Genomic DNA, 20,868 nt, shown 5'->3' with positions numbered 1-20,868 from the left:
TACTACAACAAGGTCAAACTGGCGCTGCTCGAAAAGGGCGTGCCGTTTGAGGAAGCGCTCCACTGGGTGGGCGAAACCGACGTGGCCTGCAGCCCGCTGGGCAAGGTGCCCTACCTGCAGACCGAACAGGGCGCACTGTGCGAATCGGCGGTGATGCTGGAGTACCTGGAAGACGCCTACCCCGCCCACCCGCTGCTGCCGGCCGACCCGTACGCGCGGGCCAAGGTGCGCGAACTGCACACCTTCCTCGAACTGCACCTGGAACTGGAGGCGCGCAAGCTGTACCCGCAGGCCTTTTTTGGCGGCCAGGTGAGCGACGGCGTCCAGCAGAAGGTGGCCGAGCAACTCGACAAGAACGTGGCGGCACTGACGCGGCTGCTGCGCTTTGCGCCCTTCATCGCCGGCGACACCTTCACCCTGGCCGACTGCGCGGCCATCGTGCACCTGCCGCTGGTCTCGAGCGCCACCAAAGGGGTGCTGGGCCGCGACGTGCTGGCCGACGTGCCCGGTGTGCGCGACTACCTCCAGGCCATGGGCGAGCGCCCGCAGGTGCAGCGCATCCACGCCGACCGCAAAGCCAACACCGCCCTGATGCTGCAGCGCTACGCCCGCTGAGGCGTGGCCGGGGCGCGCCAGCGGAAGAACATCGGGTAGACCTTTTCCGTCACCGGGCCGTCGAAGTCCCAGGCCAGGCACTTGCCCAGGTGCGGCGGCGGGCGGCCGTCGTCGGGCGTGGCGAACGACACCTCGGCCATGGTCTGGAACGCGGCGGTGGCCATGTTGTAGAGCAGTTCGCGCAGGTGGGTGCAGCCCTGGATGGCACCCAGGTGCTGCTCGATGGCGCGGCGCCAGCCGCCGCCCATGCGGGTGCCCACCATGCGCTGCATCGGGGCCAGCGCCTGTGGGCAGGGGGCGTGCGGGTGGCTGTCCATCACCGCCTCGATCGCCTGCACCACCATGGCGGCGTCCAGCGTGACCCGGATGCGCATGTGGTGCACCGGCTCGTTCGGTGCCCAGCGGCCTTCGCCTTCGATCTCAAAACTGTGGGGCTTGCTGTCGTGCAGCTCGCCCTCGATGTCCCACAGGCCGTCGTCGCGCAGAAAGCCGCGGTATTCGACGCGGCGGGTGTGCATGGGGCGGCGGGGGGCGGGGGTGGACAGTGGCAAGTTCGTCACCTTTAAAAAATCGAACGGTCGTGCGGAAGTCGGGTTCCAATTGTCTGCAAAAACTGGGCCGTGTGCGACACCGGGGCGTCCTGCAGGCGTCAGGGCCCGCGTGGGCGCGCCGGGGCCGCCCGGCTCAGGGGGCGGCCAGCGGCTGGTCGGCGAGCCGCGCCACCTCGGTGCGCAGGGCCTGGCCCCAGGCACGGCGGTCACGCCCCTGCGCGCGGTCGGCTTCGCCCCAGTGCACCGTGGCCTGCACGTCGGTGGCGCGCGCCGTGCGCCAGAGCGAGGCGACCAGCGTGGTGTCGCCGATGTAGGTGGGCGCGTCGTGGCGGCGGGCCTCGCCCAGCAAGGCCTGGCCGTGGCCGTGCAGGTAGGCCAGGCCCACCGGCAGGATGGGGCTGTCGGTGGCCAGCGCCGCCTGCAGCAGGTTGGCGTGGAAGGGCAGCACGCCCTGGCCGTCGCCGGTGGTGCCTTCGGGGAACACGGCCAGCACTTCGCCGGCCTGCAACCGCTCGGCCATGTGGTGCACCACGCGCAGCGCGTCGCGGCGGTTGTCGCGCTCGATGAACAGGGTGCCCGACCCCGCCACCAGCCGGCCGACGATGGGCCAGTGCCGCACGTCGGCCTTGGAGACGAAACGGCACGGCCGCGCGGCGTTCATCACGAAGATGTCCAGCCACGACTGGTGGTTGGCGACCACCAGCAGCGGGCCGGTGCCGGGCGGTTCGCCCAGCACCTGGAGCCGCACCCCCAAAATGCGCAGGGTCTGGCCCGACCACTCGCGGATGGCCTGCTGGCGGCCGGCTTCGTCCAGCCCGGGGAAACGGGTGCGCAGCGTGTGCAGGCCGCGCAGCAGGTGCAGCGTCAGCCGCAGCAGGCGCGCGGCGGCGCGCAGGGCGTTCACGTCAGGCGCGGCGGTCGTGGGCGGCGTCGAACGCCACCTGGCCGTTAACCAGCGTGGCGCGCACCGCCACCGGCAGTTCGTGCCCGTCGAACGGGGTGTGGGTGCCTTGGCTGCGCAGCGTGTCGGCGCCCACACGCCAGTGCTGGCGCGGGTCCACCACGCACAGGTCGGCCACGCCGCCTTCCACCACACGGCCCACGCTGGCCTGCAGCGTGCCCAGGCTGTGGCCCAGCACGGTGGCCGGGCCTTGCGTCAGCGCGGCCACGGCACGGGCCAGCGGCACCCCATCTTGCTCGGCCCATTTGCAGGCCAGGCCCAGCAGCAGCTCCACCGCGGTGGCGCCGGGCTCGGCTTCGGCAAAGGGCAGGGTTTTGGCGTCGGCGTCCACCGGGTTGTGGTCGCTCACCAGCGCGTCGATGGTGCCGTCGGCCAGCGCGGCGCGCAGCGCCTCGCGGTCGCGCTGCTGGCGCACCGGCGGCTGCAGGCGCAGGCGGGTGTCGTAATAGCCGATGTCGGTGTCCGTCAGGTGCAGGTTGTGCACGCTCACGTCGCAGGTCACGGGCAGGCCTTCGGCCTTGGCCTGGCGCACCAGGTCCACCCCGGCGGCGGTGCTCAGGCGGCACAGGTGCAGGTGCACGCCCTGCCCGGCCGGCGTACCCGGCTTGTGCACGCCGCGCAGCAGCTCGAACAGCGTGTGCAGGGCAATCACCTCGGCGGCGGCGGGCACGCCGCTCAGGCCCATGCGGGTGGCCAGCGGGCCGCTGGCCACCACGCCCTTGCCCAGCCAGAAGTCCTGCGGGCGCAGCCACACGCTGTAGCCGAACGTGGCGGCGTACTGCAGGGTGCGCTGCAGCACCTGCGTGTTGACAATGGGCACGTCCGCCTGGCCAAAGCCCACGCAACCGGACTCGGTCAGCTCCACCATTTCGGTCAGCACCTCGCCCTTGAGGCCGCGCGTCAGCGCCCCCAGCGGGAACACGCGGGCCTGGTGCAGCTTTTCGGCGCGGGCCTTCAGCATGTCCACCAGGCCGGGCTCGTCCAGCACCGGGTCGGTGTCGGGCGGGCACACCAGGCTGGTCACGCCCCCGGCCACGGCGGCGGCCATTTCGCTTTCCAGCATGCCGGCGTGTTCCTGCCCCGGCTCGCGCAGGCGCATGCACAGGTCCACCAGGCCGGGCAGCACCCAGCAGCCGGTCGCGTCGAGGGTGCGGTTGGGGTGGAAGTCGGCCGGCAGCTTGCCAATGCCAATCACGCGCCCGGCGGCAATGGCGATGTCGGCCACGCGGTCGGTCTGGCTGGCGGGGTCGATCAGGCGGCCGTTTTGAATCAGGATTTTCATGTTGCTGTTCCCATGACGCCGTGGTTCAAGCCACGTTTCCGGCCACGATGCCCATCACCGCCATGCGCACGGCGATGCCAAAGGTCACCTGCGGCAGCACCACGCTCTGCTTCCCATCGACCACGGTGGAGTCGATTTCCACCCCCCGGTTGATGGGGCCGGGGTGCATCACGATGGCGTCGGGCTTGGCCCAGCGCAGGCGCTCGGGCGTCACGCCAAAACTCTTGAAATACTCCTGACTGGACGGCAGCAGTGCGCCGCTCATGCGCTCGTTCTGCAGCCGCAGGGTGATCACCACGTCGCAGTCCTTGATGCCTTCCTCCAGCGTGTGGCACACGCGCACGCCCATCTGCGACAGGTCGGAAGGCACCAAGGTGCGCGGGCCCACCACCCGCAGGTCCGGGCAGCCCAGGGTGGTCAGCGCGTGGATGTCGGAGCGCGCCACGCGCGAGTGCAGCACGTCGCCCACGATGGCCACCGACAGCTTGGTGAAGTCCTTCTTGTAGTGGCGAATGGTGTACATGTCCAGCAGCCCCTGGGTGGGGTGGGCGTGGCGCCCGTCGCCGGCGTTGACCACGTGCACGTGCGGCGCCACGTGTTGCGCGATCAGGTAGGGCGCGCCGCTTTCGCTGTGGCGCACCACAAAAATGTCGGCCGCCATCGCGCTCAGGTTGGCGATCGTGTCCAGCAGGCTTTCGCCCTTGGAGGCCGAGCTGCGCGCAATGTCCAGCGTGTACACGTCCGCGCTCAGGCGGGTGGCGGCAATGTCAAACGTGGTGCGGGTGCGGGTGCTGTTCTCGAAGAACAGGTTGAACACGCTTTTTCCCCGCAGCAGCGGCACCTTTTTCACCTCGCGGTCGCTCACGCTGACGAAGTTGTCGGCCGTGTCCAGAATTTGCGTCAGGATGGCCTTGGGCAGGCCTTCGGTGGAGAGCAGGTGGATCAGCTCGCCATTTTTGTTCAGTTGGGGGTTGCGGGCCATGGTGTCAGGCCTCCTGGCGGTGTTCGACGACGAAACTGAAGGTGCCGGCCGGGCTGCGCGCCAGCTCGAACGACTGGTGGCGCGGCAGCGGCAGGCGGGTGGCGGCAAAGTCGGCGGCCATGGGCAGTTCGCGCCCGCCCCGGTCCACCAGCACCGCCAGCTTCACGCTGGCCGGGCGGCCGTAGTCGAACAGCTCGTTGATGACCGCGCGCAGCGTGCGCCCGGTGTAGAGCACGTCGTCGACGATGAGGACGTGGGCCCCGTTCACGTCGAACGGCAGCCGGGTCTGTTCGGCGGTGGCGCTCAGGCCGCGCTGGGCAAAATCGTCGCGGTGCATGGCGGACGAAATCACGCCAATCTCGCCGGGCAGGCCCAGTTCGCGCTGCAGCCGTTCGGCCAGCCAGGCGCCGCCGCTGGTCACGCCCACCAGCCGCACCGGGGCGCCGGCCAGCAGGCCCTGCACCCCGCGTTTGAGCTCGGCGTACAGCGCCTCCGCGTCCAGTTGCAATTGACTCAAGGCAGACTCCTCAAAAACTGTTCCAGGATGATGCAGGCCGACGCCGCATCGGCGTCTTTCGCGCCCAGGCTGTGCGCCTCGGTGGTGCTGTAGCGCTCGTCCACTTCATACACCACTTGGTTGAAACGCCCGCGAAGCTGGCGGGCGAATTTCTGGGCGCGGGCGGTATTGTCGTGCGCGGCGCCGTCGGGGTGGGTGGGGATGCCCACCACCAGCGCGTCGGGCTGCCATTCCTTCAGGCGCGCGGCGATCTGGACAAAGCGGGCGTCGCCCTCGGCCTGGATGGTGGCCTGCGGGGTGGCGGTGCGCGTGACCCGGTTGCCGCTGGCCACGCCGGTGCGCTTGAGGCCAAAGTCGAACGCCAGAAAGCTCTGGTGCCCCGGCGGCACCGGGGGCAAGGGCGCCACCACGGGCTGGTCGGCCCCGCTCATGCGTGCCCCGAACCGGGCGCCAGCATCCACGGCTGCAGGCCCAGCAGGCCCATGGCCTTCTCGTAACGCTGCTCCACCGGGGTGTCAAAAATCAGGGCCGGCTGGGCCTCCACCGTCAACCAGCTGTTTTCGGTGATTTCGGACTCCAGCTGCCCCTCGCCCCAGGAGGCGTAGCCCAGCGTCAGCAACACCTTGCGCGGCCCGGCGCCCGACGACAGCGCCTCCAGCACGTCGCGCGAGGTGGTCATCTCCAGCCCATCGGCCAAGCGCAGGGTGGACGCGTAGGCCGAGGGGCGCGGCGCGGGGGTCTCGGCCTCGGGGGCCTCGGCCTCGGCGGGGTCGGTCGATTCGTCCAGTTCCAGGCCCGACAGCGCCTCGCGGATGGCGCGGGCCACGGCGGGCGGGGTTTCGTCGGTGCCCACCGGCTGGGCGTCGCCCATGGCCTCGTGCAGCACAAAGCCGCGCTCGGGCTGCAGCGGGCCGCCGTGGAACACCGGCAACGCGGCCAGTTCGGGCCGGCGCAGCGGCAGGTCCACCTTCTCGAACAGGTCGGCCACGGTGATGTCGCTGGGCTTGTTGATGATCAGCCCCAGCGCGCCCTTGGGCGTGTGCTCGCACAGGTACACCACGCTGCGGCCGAACAGTTCGTCGTTCAACCCCGGCATGGCAATGAGGAAATGGTGGGTCAGGTTGATGGCGGCGGGGTCCAGAGGCATCGCCCGATTTTAGTGGGTGGGCACCGCGCCGGAACGGCCCCTGGCCCCGTGGGGCTTACTGCATTGCGGCTTTGTAAATGCTCTGCCGGGGCGCGGCCATCAGGCGGCGCACCATGGGCTCGAACTCGCTCAACGGCAGGGGCTGGAACCGGGGGTCGAAGGCCGGGTTGTCGTACAGCGCCACGAATTCGGCGGTGCGCTCGTAGTGCGGGTGGTCCTTGAAACCATCGCGCATGTGGCGGTCCAGGCCAATGTGGTGGAAAAAGTTGTAGCCCTGGAACACCCCGTGGTGCTGCACCATCCACAGGTTTGCTTCGCTCACAAACGGCTTCAGGATGGCCGCGGCAATGTCCGGGTGGTTGTAGCTGCCCAGCGTGTCGCCCACGTCGTGCAGCAGGGCGCACACCACGTACTCCTCGTCGCGGCCGTCGCGCAGGGCCAGGGTGGCGGTTTGCAGGCTGTGGGTCAGCCGGTCCACCGGGAAGCCGCCAAAATCCCCGTCCAGCAGCCGCAGGTGGTCCAGCACCCGGTCGGGCAAGGCACGGGCCATCTTCATCGCTTCGGGGACGATGAGGCGCCAGTCCTCTGCCGTGCTCTGTTCCATGCGGGTGAAGGTCGCGCGAAGGGTCATGCGGTTGTCTCCTGGGTGATGGCCCAGATTTTCCTGCCGACCCGCTGGCGGAAGCAGTCACCTGCAAGACCCCGGCGACCGGTGTGCCGCCCGGGGCGGGGCGTGCAGCCCGGCGGGCCCGCATGGTAGGCTCCCCACACGATGTCCACACCCACCCCCTACAACACCGGCCTGATGTGGTTTCGCCGCGACCTGCGGGCCGAGGACAACGCGGCGCTGTACCACGCCCTCAAGCGCTGCCATAAGGTGTGGTGCGTGTTCGTGTTCGACACCGCCATCCTGCAACCGCTGCGGGACCGGGGCCTGCGCGCCGACCGGCGGGTGGAGTTCATCCACGAAAGCCTGATCGACCTGGACGAGCAATTGCGCGCGCTGGGCCGCTCCAACGGGGCCGAGGGGGTGGGGCTGATCGTGCGCCACGGCGCGGCCACCGAGGAAATTCCCCGCCTGGCCGCGCAACTGGGCGTGCAGGCGGTGTTTGCCAACCACGACGACGAGCCCCAGGCCAAGGCGCGCGACGCGCAGGTGCTGGGCGCACTGGCCCACGCGGGCGCGGTGCTGCACACCTACAAAGACCACGTGGTGTTTGAGCGGCACGAGGTGCTGACGCAAAACGCCCGGCCGTTCACCGTGTTCACGCCCTACAAAAACGCGTGGCTGAAGGCGCTGACGGACTACCACCTCAAGGCCTACCCGGTAGAACGCTACGCCCCCGCGCTGGCGCCCTGCCCCGCCCACACGCCGCCCGGTGTGCCCACGCTGGAGAGTCTGGGTTTTCAAGCCACCAACCTGCGCGCACTCAAAGTCCGCACCGGCAGCCGGGGCGCGCGTGCGCTGTTCGAGGACTTTGTGGCGCGGATCGACCAGTACCACCAGGCGCGCGACTTCCCGGCCATCAAGGGCCCGAGCTACCTGAGCGTGCATTTGCGCTTTGGCACCGTCAGCATCCGCGCGCTGGCGGGCGTGGCCTACGCCATGCACCTGCAGGGCCTGGCCGGCGCCAGCACCTGGTTGAGCGAACTGGTCTGGCGCGACTTTTACCACCAGATCCTGGCCAACTTCCCGCACGCGGTGAGCGGCGCCTTCAAGCCCGAGTACGACGCCATCCACTGGGAGCGCGGCAAGCACGCCGACGCGCTGTTTGCCGCCTGGTGCGAGGGCCGCACCGGCTACCCGCTGGTGGACGCCGCCATGCACCAGATCAACCAGACCGGCTACATGCACAACCGCCTGCGCATGGTGGTGGCCAGCTTCTTGACGAAAGACCTGGGAATCGACTGGCGGCGCGGCGAGGCTTACTTTGCCGACCACCTGATCGACTTCGACCTGGCGGCCAACAACGGCGGCTGGCAGTGGGCCGCGTCCAGCGGGTGCGACGCGCAGCCCTACTTCCGCATCTTCAACCCGGTGAGCCAGAGCGAAAAGTTCGATCCGCACGGCAAGTTCATCCGCCGCTACCTGCCGGCATTGGCCGGGCTGCCCAGCCACGCGCTGCACGCGCCCTGGCTGGCCAAGCCGGTGGAACTGGAGTCGGCCGGGCTGGTGATCGGGCGCGACTACCCGGCGCCCGTGGTGGACCACGCGGTGGCGCGGGCGCAGACACTGGAACGCTACGCGGTGGTGAAAAAAGGCTGAGTCAGACCCGGGGCGGCTCGGGCTGGGGCGCCAGCCGTGCGTAGGCCGCCACCAGCGCCAGCAGTTCCTCTTCCGAGTAGGGCTTGCCCAGGTAGTGGTCCACGCCCATGGCCTGGGCGTGGTCGCGGTGCTTGTCGGCCAGGCGCGAGGTGATCATCACCACCGGCAGGTCGGCCCACTGGGGCTCGTCGCGCAGGTGGCGCACGAACTCGAAACCGTCCATGCGCGGCATTTCGATGTCGCACAGCACCACCACCGGCGCTTCTTCGCGCAGCCGTTCCAGCGCCTGCAGGCCGTCAGAGGCCAGCGCCACGCGGTAGCCCTCGCGCTTGAGCAGGCGCTGGGTGACGCGGCGCACGGTGATGGAGTCGTCCACCACCAGCACCAGCGGCGCTTGGCCGGCCGCCCCCGGGGCGGTGTGCGGCAAGGCCGGGGCCACCGGTACCGCGCCCTGGATGCCCTGCGCCCGCTGGCTGCGCACCCAGGCGCGCGCCGCGTCGCCATAGAGCGAGGCCAGCGCCACCGGGTTGTAGATCAGCGCCACCGCGCCCGAGGCCAACACCGTGGCCCCGGCCAGGCCGGGCAGGCGCGCCAGTTGCGGCCCCAGGGGTTTGACCACCACCTCCTGGTGGCCCAGCACCTCGTCCACGTGCCAGGCCACGCGCTGGCCGGCGCTGTAGAACTCCAGCACCGGCCAGCTGCGGGCTGCGTGGGCCTGCGGGTCGGTGCTTTCGGTGGACAGCGCCAGCAACGCACCCGCCCAGAAGAAGGGCATGAGTGTGGGGCCTTCACGCCACTGGCCGCTCACATACGCCGCGGTGAGTTCGGGCGCGTGCGCGCGGCGCACCGCCTCCACCCAGGGGGCGGGCACGCCGAAGGTGAAGTCGCCGACGCGCAGCATCACCACCTGGGTGACGGCGGTACTCAGCGGCACCACCAGGCGGAAGCCGGTGCCAGCGCCAGCGGGGGGCAGGTATTCGATGCGGCCGCCCAGGCCGAGCACCTCGGTGCGCACCACGTCCAGGCCGATGCCGCGGCCGGCGGTTTCCGTCACCTCTGTGGCGGTGCTGACGCCGGGGGCGAACATGCAGCGCACCGCCTCGGCTTCGGTGAAGGGCGCGGCGGACGGCACCAGGCCCAGGGCCACGGCGCGTTCGTGCAGGCGCGGCAGGTTCAGGCCGGCGCCGTCGTCGACCAGCTCCAGCGCCAGGTCGTTGCCGCTGGGGTGCAAGGCCAGCGTCACCTGCCCGGCCTCGGGCTTGCCCGCCGCGCGGCGCTCGGCCGGGGTTTCGATGCCGTGCGCCACCGCGTTGCGCAGCAGGTGTTCCAGCACGGGCGCCAGGCGTTCCAGCACGCCGCGGTCCACCTCCACCTCTGCGCCGTGCAGCTGCAGTTCGGCCTGCTTGCCCGAAGCGTCGGCGGCCTGGCGCAGCACGCGGTGGAGGCGTTCGGCCAACGAATCAAAGGCCACCAGGCGGGTGCGCAGCAGATCGCGCTGCAGCTCGCGCGTCTGGCGCGCCTGGGCGGCCAGGTTGCCCTCGGCGCCTTCCACCGCGCGCTGCAGGTGGTGCTGCACCGTGGCCACGTCGTTCACCGACTCGGCCAGTAGCCTGGTCAGCTCCTGCACTCGGGTGTAGCGGTCGAATTCCAGCGGATCGAAGCGCGGGTCGGTGTCGCGGTTCTGGGCCAGCCGCGACTGCATCTGGGTTTCGGTCTGCAGCTCCAGGTCGCGCAACTGGCTGCGCAGGCGCTCGATGTTGCCCGACATGTCTTTGAACGACTGGCGCAGGGCGCGCATGTCGGTTTCCAGCCGGCCGCGGGTGAGCATCACGTCGCCGGTCTGGGTCATGAGCTGGTCGAGCAGGTCGGCGCGCACGCGCACCGTCACGCCCGGGCCGGCCGGCGCCTCTGGCCGCAGCGGCGCGGCGGGCTGGGGCAGGCCTTCGGGCGGCAGCAGTTGCACCCCGTCCACCACGGGCGCGGACTGGCCCGCCGGTGCCGGGGCGAAGGCGGCGCGCAACCCGTCGAAACGCGCCACCAGCGCATCCAGCGCGGGCAGCAGCGGGCGCACCTGCTCCGGCGCGCCCGGCACTTCGGGCAAGGCCAGCACGTCGGCTTCGAGCCGGTGCGCCAGGTCGCCCAGGCGCAGGGCGCCGGCCAGGCGGGCGCTGCCCTTGAAGGTGTGCAGGTTGCGCAGCACCTCGGCGCGGGCGCTGGCGTTGTCGGGCCGGGCCACCCACTGCCGCAAGGCCGCGCCCAGGCGGGGCAGCAACTCCTGGGCTTCGTCCTCGAACACGGCGAACAGGTCGGGGTCGAGGCGGTCGATGGCCGCCGGCCACGGCGCGGCGGCCGGACGGGAGGGGGTGACGGCCGAGGGAGGCGGAGACGCCGTTTCGGGGCGATCGGTCGGCGGGGCGTCGGGCGCTGCGACGGCGCTGGTGGGTGCCTGGGTGGGCAAAGGCGCCCCAGGCTCGTCGGAGGGAACCGATTCCTGGGCGGCAGCGTCGGCAAAGTGCTCCTGCTCCTGCTCCTGCTCCTGCTTTTGTGCTTGTTGCGGCGACGGGGCTTGGCCCGGCACGCGGTCGGTCTCCGGCACGTCAAGCTCGGCCCCCAGAGCCGGGGCCACGGCAACCGCGGCCACACCCGACAGGCTGACCAGGGTGTCCTCGCTCGGCTCCTTCAGGAAGCCGGCGGCGAACTGGTGCAACAGGTGGCGGGCCTCGTCGGCCGCGGTCACCAACACGGCCACGTCGGGGGAAGCCAGCACCAGACCGGACGGCAGGGCCAGGCAGCGGTCCAGCGCGTGTTCGAGCGCCCGCGCCAGCCGCGACAGGCCGGTGTAACCCACCGTGCCCGCCCCGCCAGCCAGGGAATGGGCCAGCGCCGACAGTTCGGGGGGCAAGGCCTCGCCGGGTGTGAGCGCCCACTCCGACAGGCCATGGCTGAGCCGGCGCGACCACTCGTCCGCCTCGTTCAGGAAGACGTTGTACAGCTCCAGGTCGATGCACAGCGGCCCGATGACCTTGACCGCTTCTTCCAGCACCGGGGGCGCGGCTGGCTCTGGCTTGACAGTTTCTTCAAGCACCCCATCCGTGGGCGCACCCGCTGCATCGCTCGGCAGGGCGCGCTCGTCCTCAGCGGCTTCCCCGACCGGCAGGACCGTGGCGCCCTCGTCCTCGGCCACCTCCAGCGGGAGGACTTCGCCGCGCAGGCGCAGGGCATCGGCGCTGGCGCGCAGGGGGGCGGGATCGCCCGCCTCGGCTTCTGGCCGGCCTTGGGCCAGGGCCTCCACCCAGCCGGCCAGGCGGACCAGGGCCTGTTCGCACAGCGCCAGCAGTTCGGGGCTGGCGGGGCGCTGGTCGGCCAGCCAGGCGTTGAGCAGTTGCTCCAACGCCCAGGCGGCTTCGCCCACCTGCGCCAGCCCGACCATGCGCGCGCTGCCTTTGAGCGTGTGGAAGGCCCGGCGCACCGCGGTGAGGTCGGGCAGGCTGGCCGGGCGCTCGCGCAGGGCGTCCAAGCCCGCGCGGGCCTGAACAAACACCTCCCGGGCCTCGTCGGTGAAGATGGCCAGCAGTTCGGCGCCGTCGTCGTCTTCGGGGGCCGCTTCCCCCTGGGCGGGTACTGTGGCGACCTCGGCGGGCGGTTCGGCAACGGGCACCGTGTCTGCGGCAGGCCCGCCCGGCGGGGCGGGCAGCGCGTTCGCCGTGGCCTCTGCCAACGCCTGCTCCGCCACCGGTGCGCCGGCGGACGCGGCGGGCGCACCTACCGCCGGCACGGCCGGCCCCTGCACGGACCGCAAGGTCTGGCTTTCGGCCTCGAAGACAAAGCCGTCGCGCGCCAGCTCGGGCTGGCGGGCCAGGGTGTCGAACAGCCAGCCCAAGGCGCTGAGGTTGGGCGCCAGCCGGTCGGCGTCGGCCCGCAGCACGGCGGCGTCGGGGCGCGGCCCCCAGGCCTGCACCACGCCACGCACGGCCTGCAGCGCCGCCACCGCGGCGTCCAGGCCCAGCATCTGGGCCACACCGGCCATGGCCTCCAGCTGGGCCGGCACCTCATCCCAGCCCGGGCCGTCCCGCGCCGGACCGGCCTGGGAAGAAAGCACGTCACCCGGCGCCGCAGTCCGGGCGCAGCGAAACACCGCGTCCAGCGCCGCCTCCACCGCCGCCAGTTCGCTGTGCAGCTGGGTCACCACGTGGCCCAGGGTCTGGCGTTCGCTCAGGCGGCGGTACAAGGCGGTCATCCAGGCCTCGGCCGCGGGGGCGGGCTGGCCGTCCAGCACCGCCCACAGGCGCTGCGCCAGGGTCCGGTGGCGCACCGCCAGGGCCGGGTCCAACGCGTCGAAATCGTCCAGCTCGGCCCCCAGGAACAGCAGGCTGTTGGACACCTCCAGCGCCAAACCGGGCGGCCAGGGGCCGGTGGCCGCCCGGGCCCCGCGCTGGACAACGGCCGCCCAGGCCTCGGCCAGGGGCTGGGCGTCGGGGTGCAGGGCGGGCAGGTCGGCGGCCAAGGTGGCCAGGTGGCCGCTGGCGCTGTCCAGGGCCTGGACGTCGCCCTCGGTCCACAAGGCCCAGGCGCGCTGGGCCGCGGCCACGCCGGCGCGCAGGCGGGCCAGCACGGCGGGGTCGGTCTGGCCCAGGGCGCGGCGCTCCCAGTCCCAGCGGTCGGCCGCGTGCCAACCGTGGGCCTGGGCCAGCGCGTGCAGGCAGGGGGCGGCGGCCGCGTCGGGCACCTGGGCCTGGGCGGCCAGGCAGCACAGGTCGTGCGTCAGCGCCGCCAGGCCCTGGGGGTCGCCCTGGCTGAGGTGGGTGTACTGCAACAGCACGCTGGAAGCGGCGCGCTTGACGTACACGTTGTCGGGCAAACCGGCCTGGGCCACGGCCTCGAAATAGGCGGCGGCGGCGAGCCAGAACCGGCGTTCGGCCGCGGCGGCGCTGCCGCGCGCCAGCCCCGCCGCCAACTGCCCCAGGGGCGCGGCGGCGGCCGGGTTCAGCTGCTTGACGACGAGCAGCACCAGCCGGTCCAGGTGGGCGCGCACCGCCGGGCCCGGGGTGTAGGCCTTGCCGGGCGGCGGCTCGGGCCAGGGCGTGTCCACCGCCGGCCACAGGTCGGCCGGGTGGATGCGGGCCGCCCCGGCCAGCCGCAACCAGTCGCGCAGGGTGGGGAACAGCGCCAGGTCGGGCAAGGGACGTTGGCGCAGGGTGCGGTCCAGGTGCTCGGCCAGGGCACGGGCGCCCTGGGCCACGGCCTGGGCCGCCTCGGGCGTGGCACCCGCCGGGCGCTGCACCAGGCGCTGCACCAGCGCCTCCAGCGCGCGCAGCACCTGGGCCGGCGCGGCCAGCTCCACCATCTCCAGCGCCCCCACGGCCTGGTGCAGTTGCTGGCGCAGCATGCGCAGCGGCGTCGCGTCCACTTCGGCCAGGTCGCTGGCGCGGGCGGCGGCGTTGTCGGCCACGAACTGGGCCACGCCGGCCACCGCCTCGTCCAGGGCGCGGCGCACCTCGTCCATCACCCAGGCCAGCGGGCCCAGGTCGCGCGGGGCAGGCACGGGGGCAGCGAAGGGGGCAGCGAAGGGGGCGGCCAAGGGCGCGGCGGGGGTCACGGGCGCGGCCTCAGGCGATGCGGAAACGCGCCACCGACTGGCGCAACTCGTCGGCCACGCGCGACAGTTCGCGCACCTGCTGCACCGTGGAGCGGGTGCCCTCGCCGGTCTGCTCGGTCACCGCGAAGATGTGCTGGATGTTGCCGGCCGTCTGCCCCGCCAGCTCGGCCTCGCGCGTGGCGGAGCTGGCGATCTGCTCGATCAGCTCGGCCACCTGGCGCGACAGCCGGTCGATGTCGGCCAGCGCGGTGCCGGCGTTGTCCGACAGGCGCGCGCCTTCCACCACCTCGCGGGTGGAGCGTTCCATGGCCAGCACCGCGTCCTGGGTGTCGGCCTGGATGGCGCGCACCAGCGCGGCGATCTGGCGCGTGGCGTCGGCCGAGCGTTCGGCCAGGCGCTGCACCTCTTCGGCCACCACCGAAAAGCCGCGCCCGGCCTCGCCGGCCGAGGCGGCCTGGATGGCGGCGTTGAGCGCCAGCACGTTGGTCTGCTCGGTGATGTCGGAGATCAGCTCGGTGATCTCGCCGATTTCCTGCGACGACTCCCCCAGGCGCTTGATGCGCTTGGCCGTGTCCTGAATTTGCTCGCGGATGGTGTTCATGCCGCCGATGGCGTCCTGCACCGCGCGGGCGCCGGTTTCGGCCGCCTGCAGCGCCTGGCGCGCCGCGTCGGCCGAACCCTGGGCCTGCGCCGACACCAAAGTGATGCGGCTGGACATGTCCAGCACCGACTGGCCGGTTTCGCGGATTTCGCGCAACTGTTCGGTGGACGCGGCCAGCAGTTCGATGGAGGTGTTTTCCACGCGGGCGGTGGTGTCGGCCACCCGCTGTGCCGTGCCCTGCACTTGGCCGACCAGGGTGCGCAGCTCTTCCACCGTGTAGTTCACCGAATCGGCGATGGCGCCGGTGATGTCCTCGGTCACGGTGGCCTGCTGGGTCAGGTCGCCCTCGGCCACGCCCTGCAGTTCGTTCATCAACCGCAGGATGGCGGCCTGGGTCGCGTCGTTGATGCGCTTGGCCTCTTTTTCCTGGGCCTGGGCCTCGGCCCGCGCCTGCTCCACCTGCTGTTGCTGGCGCAGCGCGCGCTGGCGCTGCTGCTGCACCAGGCCCAGCGCGCACCACACGGCCAGCCCGCCGAACAGCGCGGGCAACAGGGGCCAGGCCGGGTGCGGCAGCCCCATCAGCCAGGCCTGCACCGCGGTGGCCAGCATGGCGGCCACGCACGCCAGCAGGCCCAGGGTCCAGGCGCGCTGGGCGCCGGTGGCCTGCACCGGCACGGCGCGCGGCGGCGCGCGGTCGGCGGCGCCGGCCGGTGTTGCGCCGGCCCGGGCCGCGGGCAGCGGTGCCGGCGCGGTCAAGGCGCCGCTGCCGTATTCCGAATCGCCCAGCGACGAACCGACCTCGCTCATGGCCGAATCCAGGGTGGACGGCGGGTCGTCCGGCAGAACCTGGCGGGAGGCTTTCCAGCGTTGGCGCAGGGCATCGAACATCGGGGTCCTCAAACGGTGGCGGCCTGGGCAAAGGCCGGCAGGCGCGGGTCCAGGAAGGCGGGCGAGCGGGTCAGGGCCAGCAGGTCCAGCTCGAACCAGCGCTGGCCCTGGGCGTCGCGGCAGGTGTGCTGCACGCCCGGCACCGCCGCCGCGCCGGACTCCACCACCATGTCGTGGGCGGCACGCAGGCCCAGCAACTGGTCCACGCACAGGGCGGCGTTCACGCCCAGGGCCGGGTTCAGGTGCAGCCAGTACACGGTGTCGTCGGCGCCGCGCACCGGCGCCTGGGCCGGCAGCCCCAGCAACCGAACCCAATCCACCACCAGCGTCAGCCCGCCGCGCAAGCTGGCCACGCCCAGCACCCAGGGCTGGGTGTGCGGCAGGCGCTGCAGCGCCACGGGGTTGAAGATCTCGGCCGCCTGGGTCAGCGGCACCAGCGCCCGCACGCCCTGCCACGACACGCCCAGCCAGCCCGCCGCCAGCGGCCGCTCGGCCGACTCGGCCAGCTTGCGCGCCAGTTCGGCCTGGAAGGATTGCAGGGACAGGCGGGTGGCCATGCGGTCTGCGCGGGGGCTCAGCCCACCGCCTCGATCTTGGCCAGCAGCACCTGGGGGTCCACCGGCTTGGTGATGTAGTCGCGCGCGCCCTGGCGCAGGCCCCAGACGCGGTCGGTTTCCTGGCTTTTGCTGGAACAGATGAACACCGGCACCTTGCCATACTCCGGGTGACGCACGATGGTGCGGGTCAACTGGAAACCGTTGGTGCCGGGCATGACCACGTCCATCAGGATCAGGTCGGGCAACTGTTCGCCCAGCTCCAGCAGCGCCTGTTCGGCGTTTTCGGCGGTGCGCACGTGGTAGCCGTTGCGCGTCAGCAGGCTGCGCAGGAACACCAGTTCGGTGCGCGAATCGTCCACCACCAGAATGTCTTTCACACCGGGCATGGCTGGCCTTCGCTCATGGGGACGTGTGGCGCTGCACCGCGTCCAGCAACTGCTCGCGGGTGAAGGGTTTGGTCAGGTGCTCCTGCGAGCCCACCATGCGCCCGCGGGCGATGTCGAACACCCCGTCCTTGGACGACAGCATCACCACCGGCAGCGCGGCGTGGCGCGGGTGGCGCTTGATGATGGCACAGGTCTGGTAACCGTCCAGCCGCGGCATCAGGATGTCGCAGAACACCAGGTCGGGCGCGAAGTCGTGGATCTTGGCCAGCGCCTCGAAACCGTCTTCGGCCAGCAGCACCTCGTGCCCGCCCTGCCGCAGGAACAGCTCGGCGCTGCGGCGCACCGTCTGGCTGTCGTCCACCACCAGCACCTTGCGCGGCGTCTGAACGGTGTCGGTCATCGGCGGGCTCCTCGGGGCTGGGCGGACGGGGCGGCGGCTCGGTCAGAGCTGGACCATCTCGAAGTCTTCCTTGCGCGCGCCGCACTCCGGACAGGTCCAGTTCATCGGCACGTCTTCCCACTTGGTGCCGGGGGCAATGCCCTCGTCGGGGGCACCGGCCTCCTCGTCGTAGATCCAGCCGCAGATCAGGCACATCCAGGTTTTGCTAGCACTCATGGTCAAAAAACGCTTGTTTTAGAATGGGTTCATTGTATCGATGCCCGCGCGGCCCGCTCAGCGTATGACCCCCACTTTCGACCTGCCCCCGGCGGGCCCCGCCGAAGCGGACGGCGCACCCCTGGCCAGCCTGCCCTGCGTGATGGCCTTCAACGCCAACGACCCCAGCGGCGCCGGCGGCCTGGCCGCCGACCTGACCGCCATGGCCAGTGCCTCCTGCCACGTGCTGGCGGTGGTCACCGGCAGCTACGTGCGCGACACCCGCAGCGTGCACCAGCACATCGCCTTCGACGACGACGCGGTGGACGAACAGGCGCGCTGCGCCCTGGAAGACATGGCGGTGCGCGGCTTCAAGGTCGGCTTCGTCGGCAACGCCGAAAACGTGAGCAAGATCGCCGAAATCCTGAGCGACTACAGCGACGTGCCGGTGGTGAGCTACCTGCCCGAGCTGGCCTGGTGGGACGAGGTGGAGCGCGAAAACTACCTGGACGCCTGTGCCGAATTGCTGCTGCCGCAAACCACGGTGCTGGTGGGCAACCACAACACCCTGTGCCGCTGGCTGCTGCCCGACTGGAGCGAAGACCGCGCCCCGGGCCCGCGCGAGGTGGCCCGCGCCGCCGCCGAACACGGCGTGCCCTACACCCTGGTCACCGGCTTCAACGCGCCCGACCAGTACCTGGAAAGCCACCTGGCCTCGCCCGAAGCGGTGCTGGCCACGGCCCGCTACGAGCGCTTTGAAGCCACCTTCCACGGCGCGGGCGACACCCTGTCGGCCGCGCTGTGCGCCCTGCTGGCCGCCGGCAACGACCTGCAGGACGCCTGCGCCGAGGCCCTGACCTACCTCGACCAGTGCCTGGACGCCGGCTTCCAGCCCGGCATGGGCCACGCCGTGCCCGACCGCCTGTTCTGGGCCCACGACGAGACCGACACCCCCGACCCCGAAGACGCCGCGGAACGCCAGGCCCTGGCCCAGCTGCCCGTCTCCGGCATCCCCCACTGACCCGGGCCCCGCGCCCGCTTTGCCCGACGACATGACCGACCGCAACCAAGCCCTGTTCGACCGCGCCCAACAACGCATCCCCGGCGGCGTGAACTCCCCCGTGCGCGCCTTCAAGGCCGTGGGCGGTACCCCGCGCTTCGTGCAACGCGCCCAAGGCGCCCATTTCTGGGACGCCAACGGGCAGAAATACATCGACTACATCGGCTCCTGGGGCCCGATGATCCTCGGCCACGGCCACCCGGCCGTGCTGGAAGCGGTGCAAAAGGCCGCGCTGGACGGCTTCAGCTTTGGCGCCCCCACCGAACGCGAGGTGGAACTGGCCGAAGAAATCGTCAAACTCGTGCCCAGCATCGACATGGTGCGCCTGGTCAGCTCCGGCACCGAAGCCGGCATGAGCGCCATCCGCCTGGCGCGCGGCGCCACCGGCCGCAAAAAGATCGTCAAGTTCGAGGGTTGCTACCACGGACACGCCGATGCGCTGCTGGTCAAGGCCGGTTCGGGCCTGGCCACCTTCGGCAACCCCACCAGCGCCGGCGTGCCGCCCGAGGTGGTGCAGCACACCCTGGTGCTGGAGTACAACAACCTGGAGCAGCTCGAAGCCGCGTTCCAGGAGCACGGCGCCGACATCGCCTGCCTGATGATCGAGCCGATTGCCGGCAACATGAACTTCGTTCGAGCCAGCGTGCCTTTCATGACCCGCTGCCGCGAGTTGTGCACCCAGCACGGCGCCCTGCTGGCCTTTGACGAGGTGATGACCGGCTTCCGCGTGGCCCTGGGCGGCGCCCAGAGCGTGTACGCGCAGCTGATCCCCGGTTTCGAGCCCGACATGACGGTGATGGGCAAGGTGATCGGTGGCGGCATGCCGCTGGCGGCCTTTGGCGCCAAGCGCGCGGTCATGGAGCAGCTGGCCCCGCTGGGCGGCGTGTACCAGGCCGGCACCCTCAGCGGCAACCCGGTGGCCACCGCCTGCGGCCTGGCCACGCTGAAACAAATCCAGCAACCGGGCTTTTACGAGGCGCTGTCGGCCCGCACCCAGCAACTCACCGCCGGCCTGCAAAGCGCGGCCGACGCCGCCGGCCTGCCCTTTGCCACCGACAGCCAGGGCGGCATGTTCGGCTTTTTCCTGATGGACACGCTGCCACAGAACTACGCCACCGTCATGACCACCGACGGCCCGCGCTTCAACCGCTTTTTCCACGGCATGCTGGACCGGGGCGTGTACTTTGCGCCCGCGCTGTACGAAGCGGGCTTTGTGAGCGCGGCCCACACCGAGGCCGATGTGGCCGCCACCGTGGCCGCCGCCCGCGATGTGTTTGCGACGCTCTGACCGCGTCAAAAACCCCTACCCCAACGGGCCGCACAACGGCCCGTTTTTTTGTTCAAGCCGGCACCGGTTCCAGCAAGCGCGCCAGCAAGGCGCCCTCCACCGGCCCGCCCAGCGGCACGAACACCCGCACCGGGCTGCCCTGCGCCACCTGCACGGGTTCGCCCGCCAGGTTTTGCATGGCGTGCAGTTGCACCACGCGGTTGCCGCTGGGGTGGATCACCTCGATGCGATCTCCCACCGCAAAGCGGTTCTTGGTTTCCACCACGGCCCAACCGTCGGCGCGCACGCCGCGCACCTCGCCCACAAAGTGGCTGCGGTGCAGTGCGGAATGGCCGCTGAGGTAGTTCTGGTAGTCCTGCGCCGGGCGGCGCTCCAGCAGGCCGCCGGTGTAGCCGCGGTTGGCCAAGCCTTCCAACTCCATCAGCAACGCCGGGTTGAACGGGCGGCCCGCCACCGCGTCGTCGATGGCGCGGCGGTACACCTGGGCCGTGCGCGCCACGTAGTACAGGCTCTTGGTGCGGCCCTCGATCTTGAGCGAGTCGACACCGATCCTGCACAGCCGCTCCACGTGCTCCACCGCGCGCAGGTCCTTGCTGTTCATGATGTAGGTGCCGTGCTCGTCTTCCATGATGGGCATGAGCTCGCCAGGGCGGCCTTTTTCCTCGATCAGGTAAACACGGTCGGCCGCCGGGTGGCGCTGGCCGCCGCCGCAGGTGGAGAAGGCGGTTTCGGCCTCGGCCTTGGCCTCGCCAAAGTTGAAATCACGGCCCATGCGCGCCACCGGCACGGCTTCGCCGGTCACGGCGTCTTCGGCGGCGGCCTGGGTGCCGTATTCCCAACGGCAGGCGTTGGTGCAGGTGCCCTGGTTGGGGTCGCGCCGGTTGAAGTAACCGCTGAGCAGGCAGCGCCCAGAGTATGCAATGCACAGCGCCCCGTGCACGAACACCTCCAGCTCCATGTCCGGGCATTCGTTGCGAATGGCCTCGACCTCGTCCAAGCTGAGTTCGCGGCTCAGGATGATGCGCGTCACCCCCACCTTCTGCCAGAACTTCACCGTGGCCCAGTTGGTGGTGTTGGCCTGCACCGACAGGTGGATCGGCACCTCCGGCCACTTCTCGCGCACCTGCATGATCAGGCCGGGGTCGGCCATGATCAGCGCGTCGGGCTTGAGCTCGATGATGGGTTCGATGTCACGCAGGTAGGTGCGCACCTTGTCGTTGTGGGCGATCAGGTTGCTGGTGACGAACAGTTTTTTGCCGCGCGCGTGCGCTTCCTGAATGCCTTGGGCCAACTGTTCCAGGCGGAATTCGTTGTTGCGCGCACGCAGGCTGTAGCGCGGCTGGCCGGCGTACACCGCGTCGGCGCCAAAGTCGTAGGCCGCGCGCAGCTTGTCCAGGGAGCCAGCGGGCAGCAGCAGTTCGGGGGCACGTGTCGTCATGCCCGGTATTGTCGGACGTTTCGTCCGCCGGACCCGCCACCGTCGCCATGCGTCCATGTGGGGCGCGCCATGAAAAAAGCCCGGGGCTCGCGCCCCGGGCTTTTCCTACCGATCACACCACGGTCAGGCGGTCACGCC

Annotated in this window: 18 protein-coding genes and 1 pseudogene; 4 read left to right on the top strand and 15 right to left on the bottom strand. The window is 71.1% G+C overall.

Annotated features, from left to right (window positions below):
* A partial coding sequence (locus HA630_RS16370) for a glutathione S-transferase (RefSeq protein WP_166836033.1) occupies positions 1 to 615 on the top strand: 615 nt, incomplete at its 5' end.
* Here the strand turns inward: HA630_RS16370 and HA630_RS16365 are convergent.
* The 8 genes from HA630_RS16365 to HA630_RS16330 form a co-directional block, all read right to left on the bottom strand.
* On the bottom strand, positions 603 to 1,175 hold the full coding sequence (locus HA630_RS16365; RefSeq protein ID WP_371809268.1) for a DUF2889 domain-containing protein: 573 nt from the start codon (positions 1,173 to 1,175) through the stop codon (positions 603 to 605). The genes HA630_RS16370 and HA630_RS16365 overlap by 13 nt on opposite strands.
* A gap of 124 nt (positions 1,176 to 1,299) precedes the next feature.
* Complete coding sequence (locus HA630_RS16360) at positions 1,300 to 2,070, bottom strand: lysophospholipid acyltransferase family protein (protein ID WP_166836029.1); 771 nt, start codon at positions 2,068 to 2,070, stop codon at positions 1,300 to 1,302.
* A gap of 1 nt (position 2,071) precedes the next feature.
* A complete protein-coding gene (locus HA630_RS16355) occupies positions 2,072 to 3,409 on the bottom strand; it encodes a dihydroorotase (RefSeq protein ID WP_166836027.1) in 1,338 nt (445 codons plus the stop codon).
* A gap of 25 nt (positions 3,410 to 3,434) precedes the next feature.
* On the bottom strand, positions 3,435 to 4,391 hold the full coding sequence (locus tag HA630_RS16350) for an aspartate carbamoyltransferase catalytic subunit (protein WP_166836025.1): 957 nt from the start codon (positions 4,389 to 4,391) through the stop codon (positions 3,435 to 3,437).
* 4 nt (positions 4,392 to 4,395) lie between these two features.
* Positions 4,396 to 4,908, bottom strand: coding sequence for a bifunctional pyr operon transcriptional regulator/uracil phosphoribosyltransferase PyrR (pyrR, locus tag HA630_RS16345; RefSeq protein WP_166836023.1), 513 nt, complete (start codon positions 4,906 to 4,908; stop codon positions 4,396 to 4,398).
* Entirely contained in the window at positions 4,905 to 5,339 is a 435-nt protein-coding gene (gene ruvX / locus HA630_RS16340; RefSeq protein WP_166836021.1) for a Holliday junction resolvase RuvX, read from the bottom strand. The genes pyrR and ruvX overlap by 4 nt, the downstream gene beginning before the upstream one ends.
* Positions 5,336 to 6,055: a YqgE/AlgH family protein gene (locus tag HA630_RS16335; RefSeq protein ID WP_166836019.1), complete on the bottom strand. Its 720-nt coding sequence runs from the start codon at positions 6,053 to 6,055 to the stop codon at positions 5,336 to 5,338. The genes ruvX and HA630_RS16335 overlap by 4 nt, the downstream gene beginning before the upstream one ends.
* A 55-nt stretch (positions 6,056 to 6,110) precedes the next feature.
* A complete protein-coding gene (locus HA630_RS16330; protein ID WP_166836017.1) occupies positions 6,111 to 6,686 on the bottom strand; it encodes an HD domain-containing protein in 576 nt (191 codons plus the stop codon).
* 141 nt (positions 6,687 to 6,827) lie between these two features.
* Between HA630_RS16330 and HA630_RS16325 the strand changes: the two genes are divergently transcribed.
* The gene (locus HA630_RS16325; protein WP_166836015.1) at positions 6,828 to 8,321 is read left to right on the top strand and encodes a deoxyribodipyrimidine photo-lyase; all 1,494 of its coding nucleotides are present in this window, start codon (positions 6,828 to 6,830) and stop codon (positions 8,319 to 8,321) included.
* Position 8,322: 1 nt separating this feature from the next.
* On the opposite strand, the gene HA630_RS16320 is transcribed toward HA630_RS16325, so the two are convergent.
* The 6 genes and pseudogenes from HA630_RS16320 to HA630_RS16295 form a co-directional block, all read right to left on the bottom strand.
* The gene (locus HA630_RS16320) at positions 8,323 to 13,863 is read right to left on the bottom strand and encodes an Hpt domain-containing protein (RefSeq protein WP_371809267.1); all 5,541 of its coding nucleotides are present in this window, start codon (positions 13,861 to 13,863) and stop codon (positions 8,323 to 8,325) included.
* A 64-nt stretch (positions 13,864 to 13,927) separates the two neighbouring features.
* A pseudogene (locus HA630_RS16315) lies at positions 13,928 to 14,956 on the bottom strand (methyl-accepting chemotaxis protein); the annotation flags it as partial.
* A 458-nt stretch (positions 14,957 to 15,414) separates the two neighbouring features.
* Entirely contained in the window at positions 15,415 to 15,963 is a 549-nt protein-coding gene (locus HA630_RS16310) for a chemotaxis protein CheW (RefSeq protein ID WP_166836013.1), read from the bottom strand.
* Positions 15,964 to 15,980: 17 nt separating this feature from the next.
* Positions 15,981 to 16,349: a PleD family two-component system response regulator gene (locus HA630_RS16305; RefSeq protein WP_166836011.1), complete on the bottom strand. Its 369-nt coding sequence runs from the start codon at positions 16,347 to 16,349 to the stop codon at positions 15,981 to 15,983.
* A 13-nt stretch (positions 16,350 to 16,362) separates the two neighbouring features.
* Positions 16,363 to 16,749: a PleD family two-component system response regulator gene (locus tag HA630_RS16300; protein WP_166836009.1), complete on the bottom strand. Its 387-nt coding sequence runs from the start codon at positions 16,747 to 16,749 to the stop codon at positions 16,363 to 16,365.
* 42 nt (positions 16,750 to 16,791) lie between these two features.
* Positions 16,792 to 16,965 (bottom strand): rubredoxin, encoded by a 174-nt coding sequence (locus tag HA630_RS16295; protein WP_166836007.1) that lies wholly within the window; start codon positions 16,963 to 16,965, stop codon positions 16,792 to 16,794.
* Positions 16,966 to 17,029: 64 nt separating this feature from the next.
* On the opposite strand from HA630_RS16295, the gene HA630_RS16290 reads away from it, so the two are divergent.
* Both HA630_RS16290 and hemL read left to right on the top strand, forming a co-directional pair.
* Positions 17,030 to 17,965, top strand: a complete 936-nt coding sequence (locus HA630_RS16290; RefSeq protein ID WP_166836005.1) for a bifunctional hydroxymethylpyrimidine kinase/phosphomethylpyrimidine kinase — start codon at positions 17,030 to 17,032, stop codon at positions 17,963 to 17,965.
* 31 nt (positions 17,966 to 17,996) lie between these two features.
* Positions 17,997 to 19,292 carry a glutamate-1-semialdehyde 2,1-aminomutase gene (gene hemL / locus HA630_RS16285; protein WP_166836004.1) on the top strand — a complete coding sequence of 432 codons (1,296 nt, stop codon included), beginning with the start codon at positions 17,997 to 17,999 and terminating at the stop codon, positions 19,290 to 19,292.
* Positions 19,293 to 19,344: 52 nt separating this feature from the next.
* On the opposite strand, the gene yegQ is transcribed toward hemL, so the two are convergent.
* Positions 19,345 to 20,730 carry a tRNA 5-hydroxyuridine modification protein YegQ gene (gene yegQ, locus HA630_RS16280; RefSeq protein WP_166836002.1) on the bottom strand — a complete coding sequence of 462 codons (1,386 nt, stop codon included), beginning with the start codon at positions 20,728 to 20,730 and terminating at the stop codon, positions 19,345 to 19,347.
* Positions 20,731 to 20,868: the final 138 nt, after the last annotated feature.

The organism is Aquabacterium sp. A08, from assembly GCF_011742065.1.
Note: the sequence above shows the minus strand (reverse complement) of the source record. Positions and strands in the feature narration are given on the sequence as shown.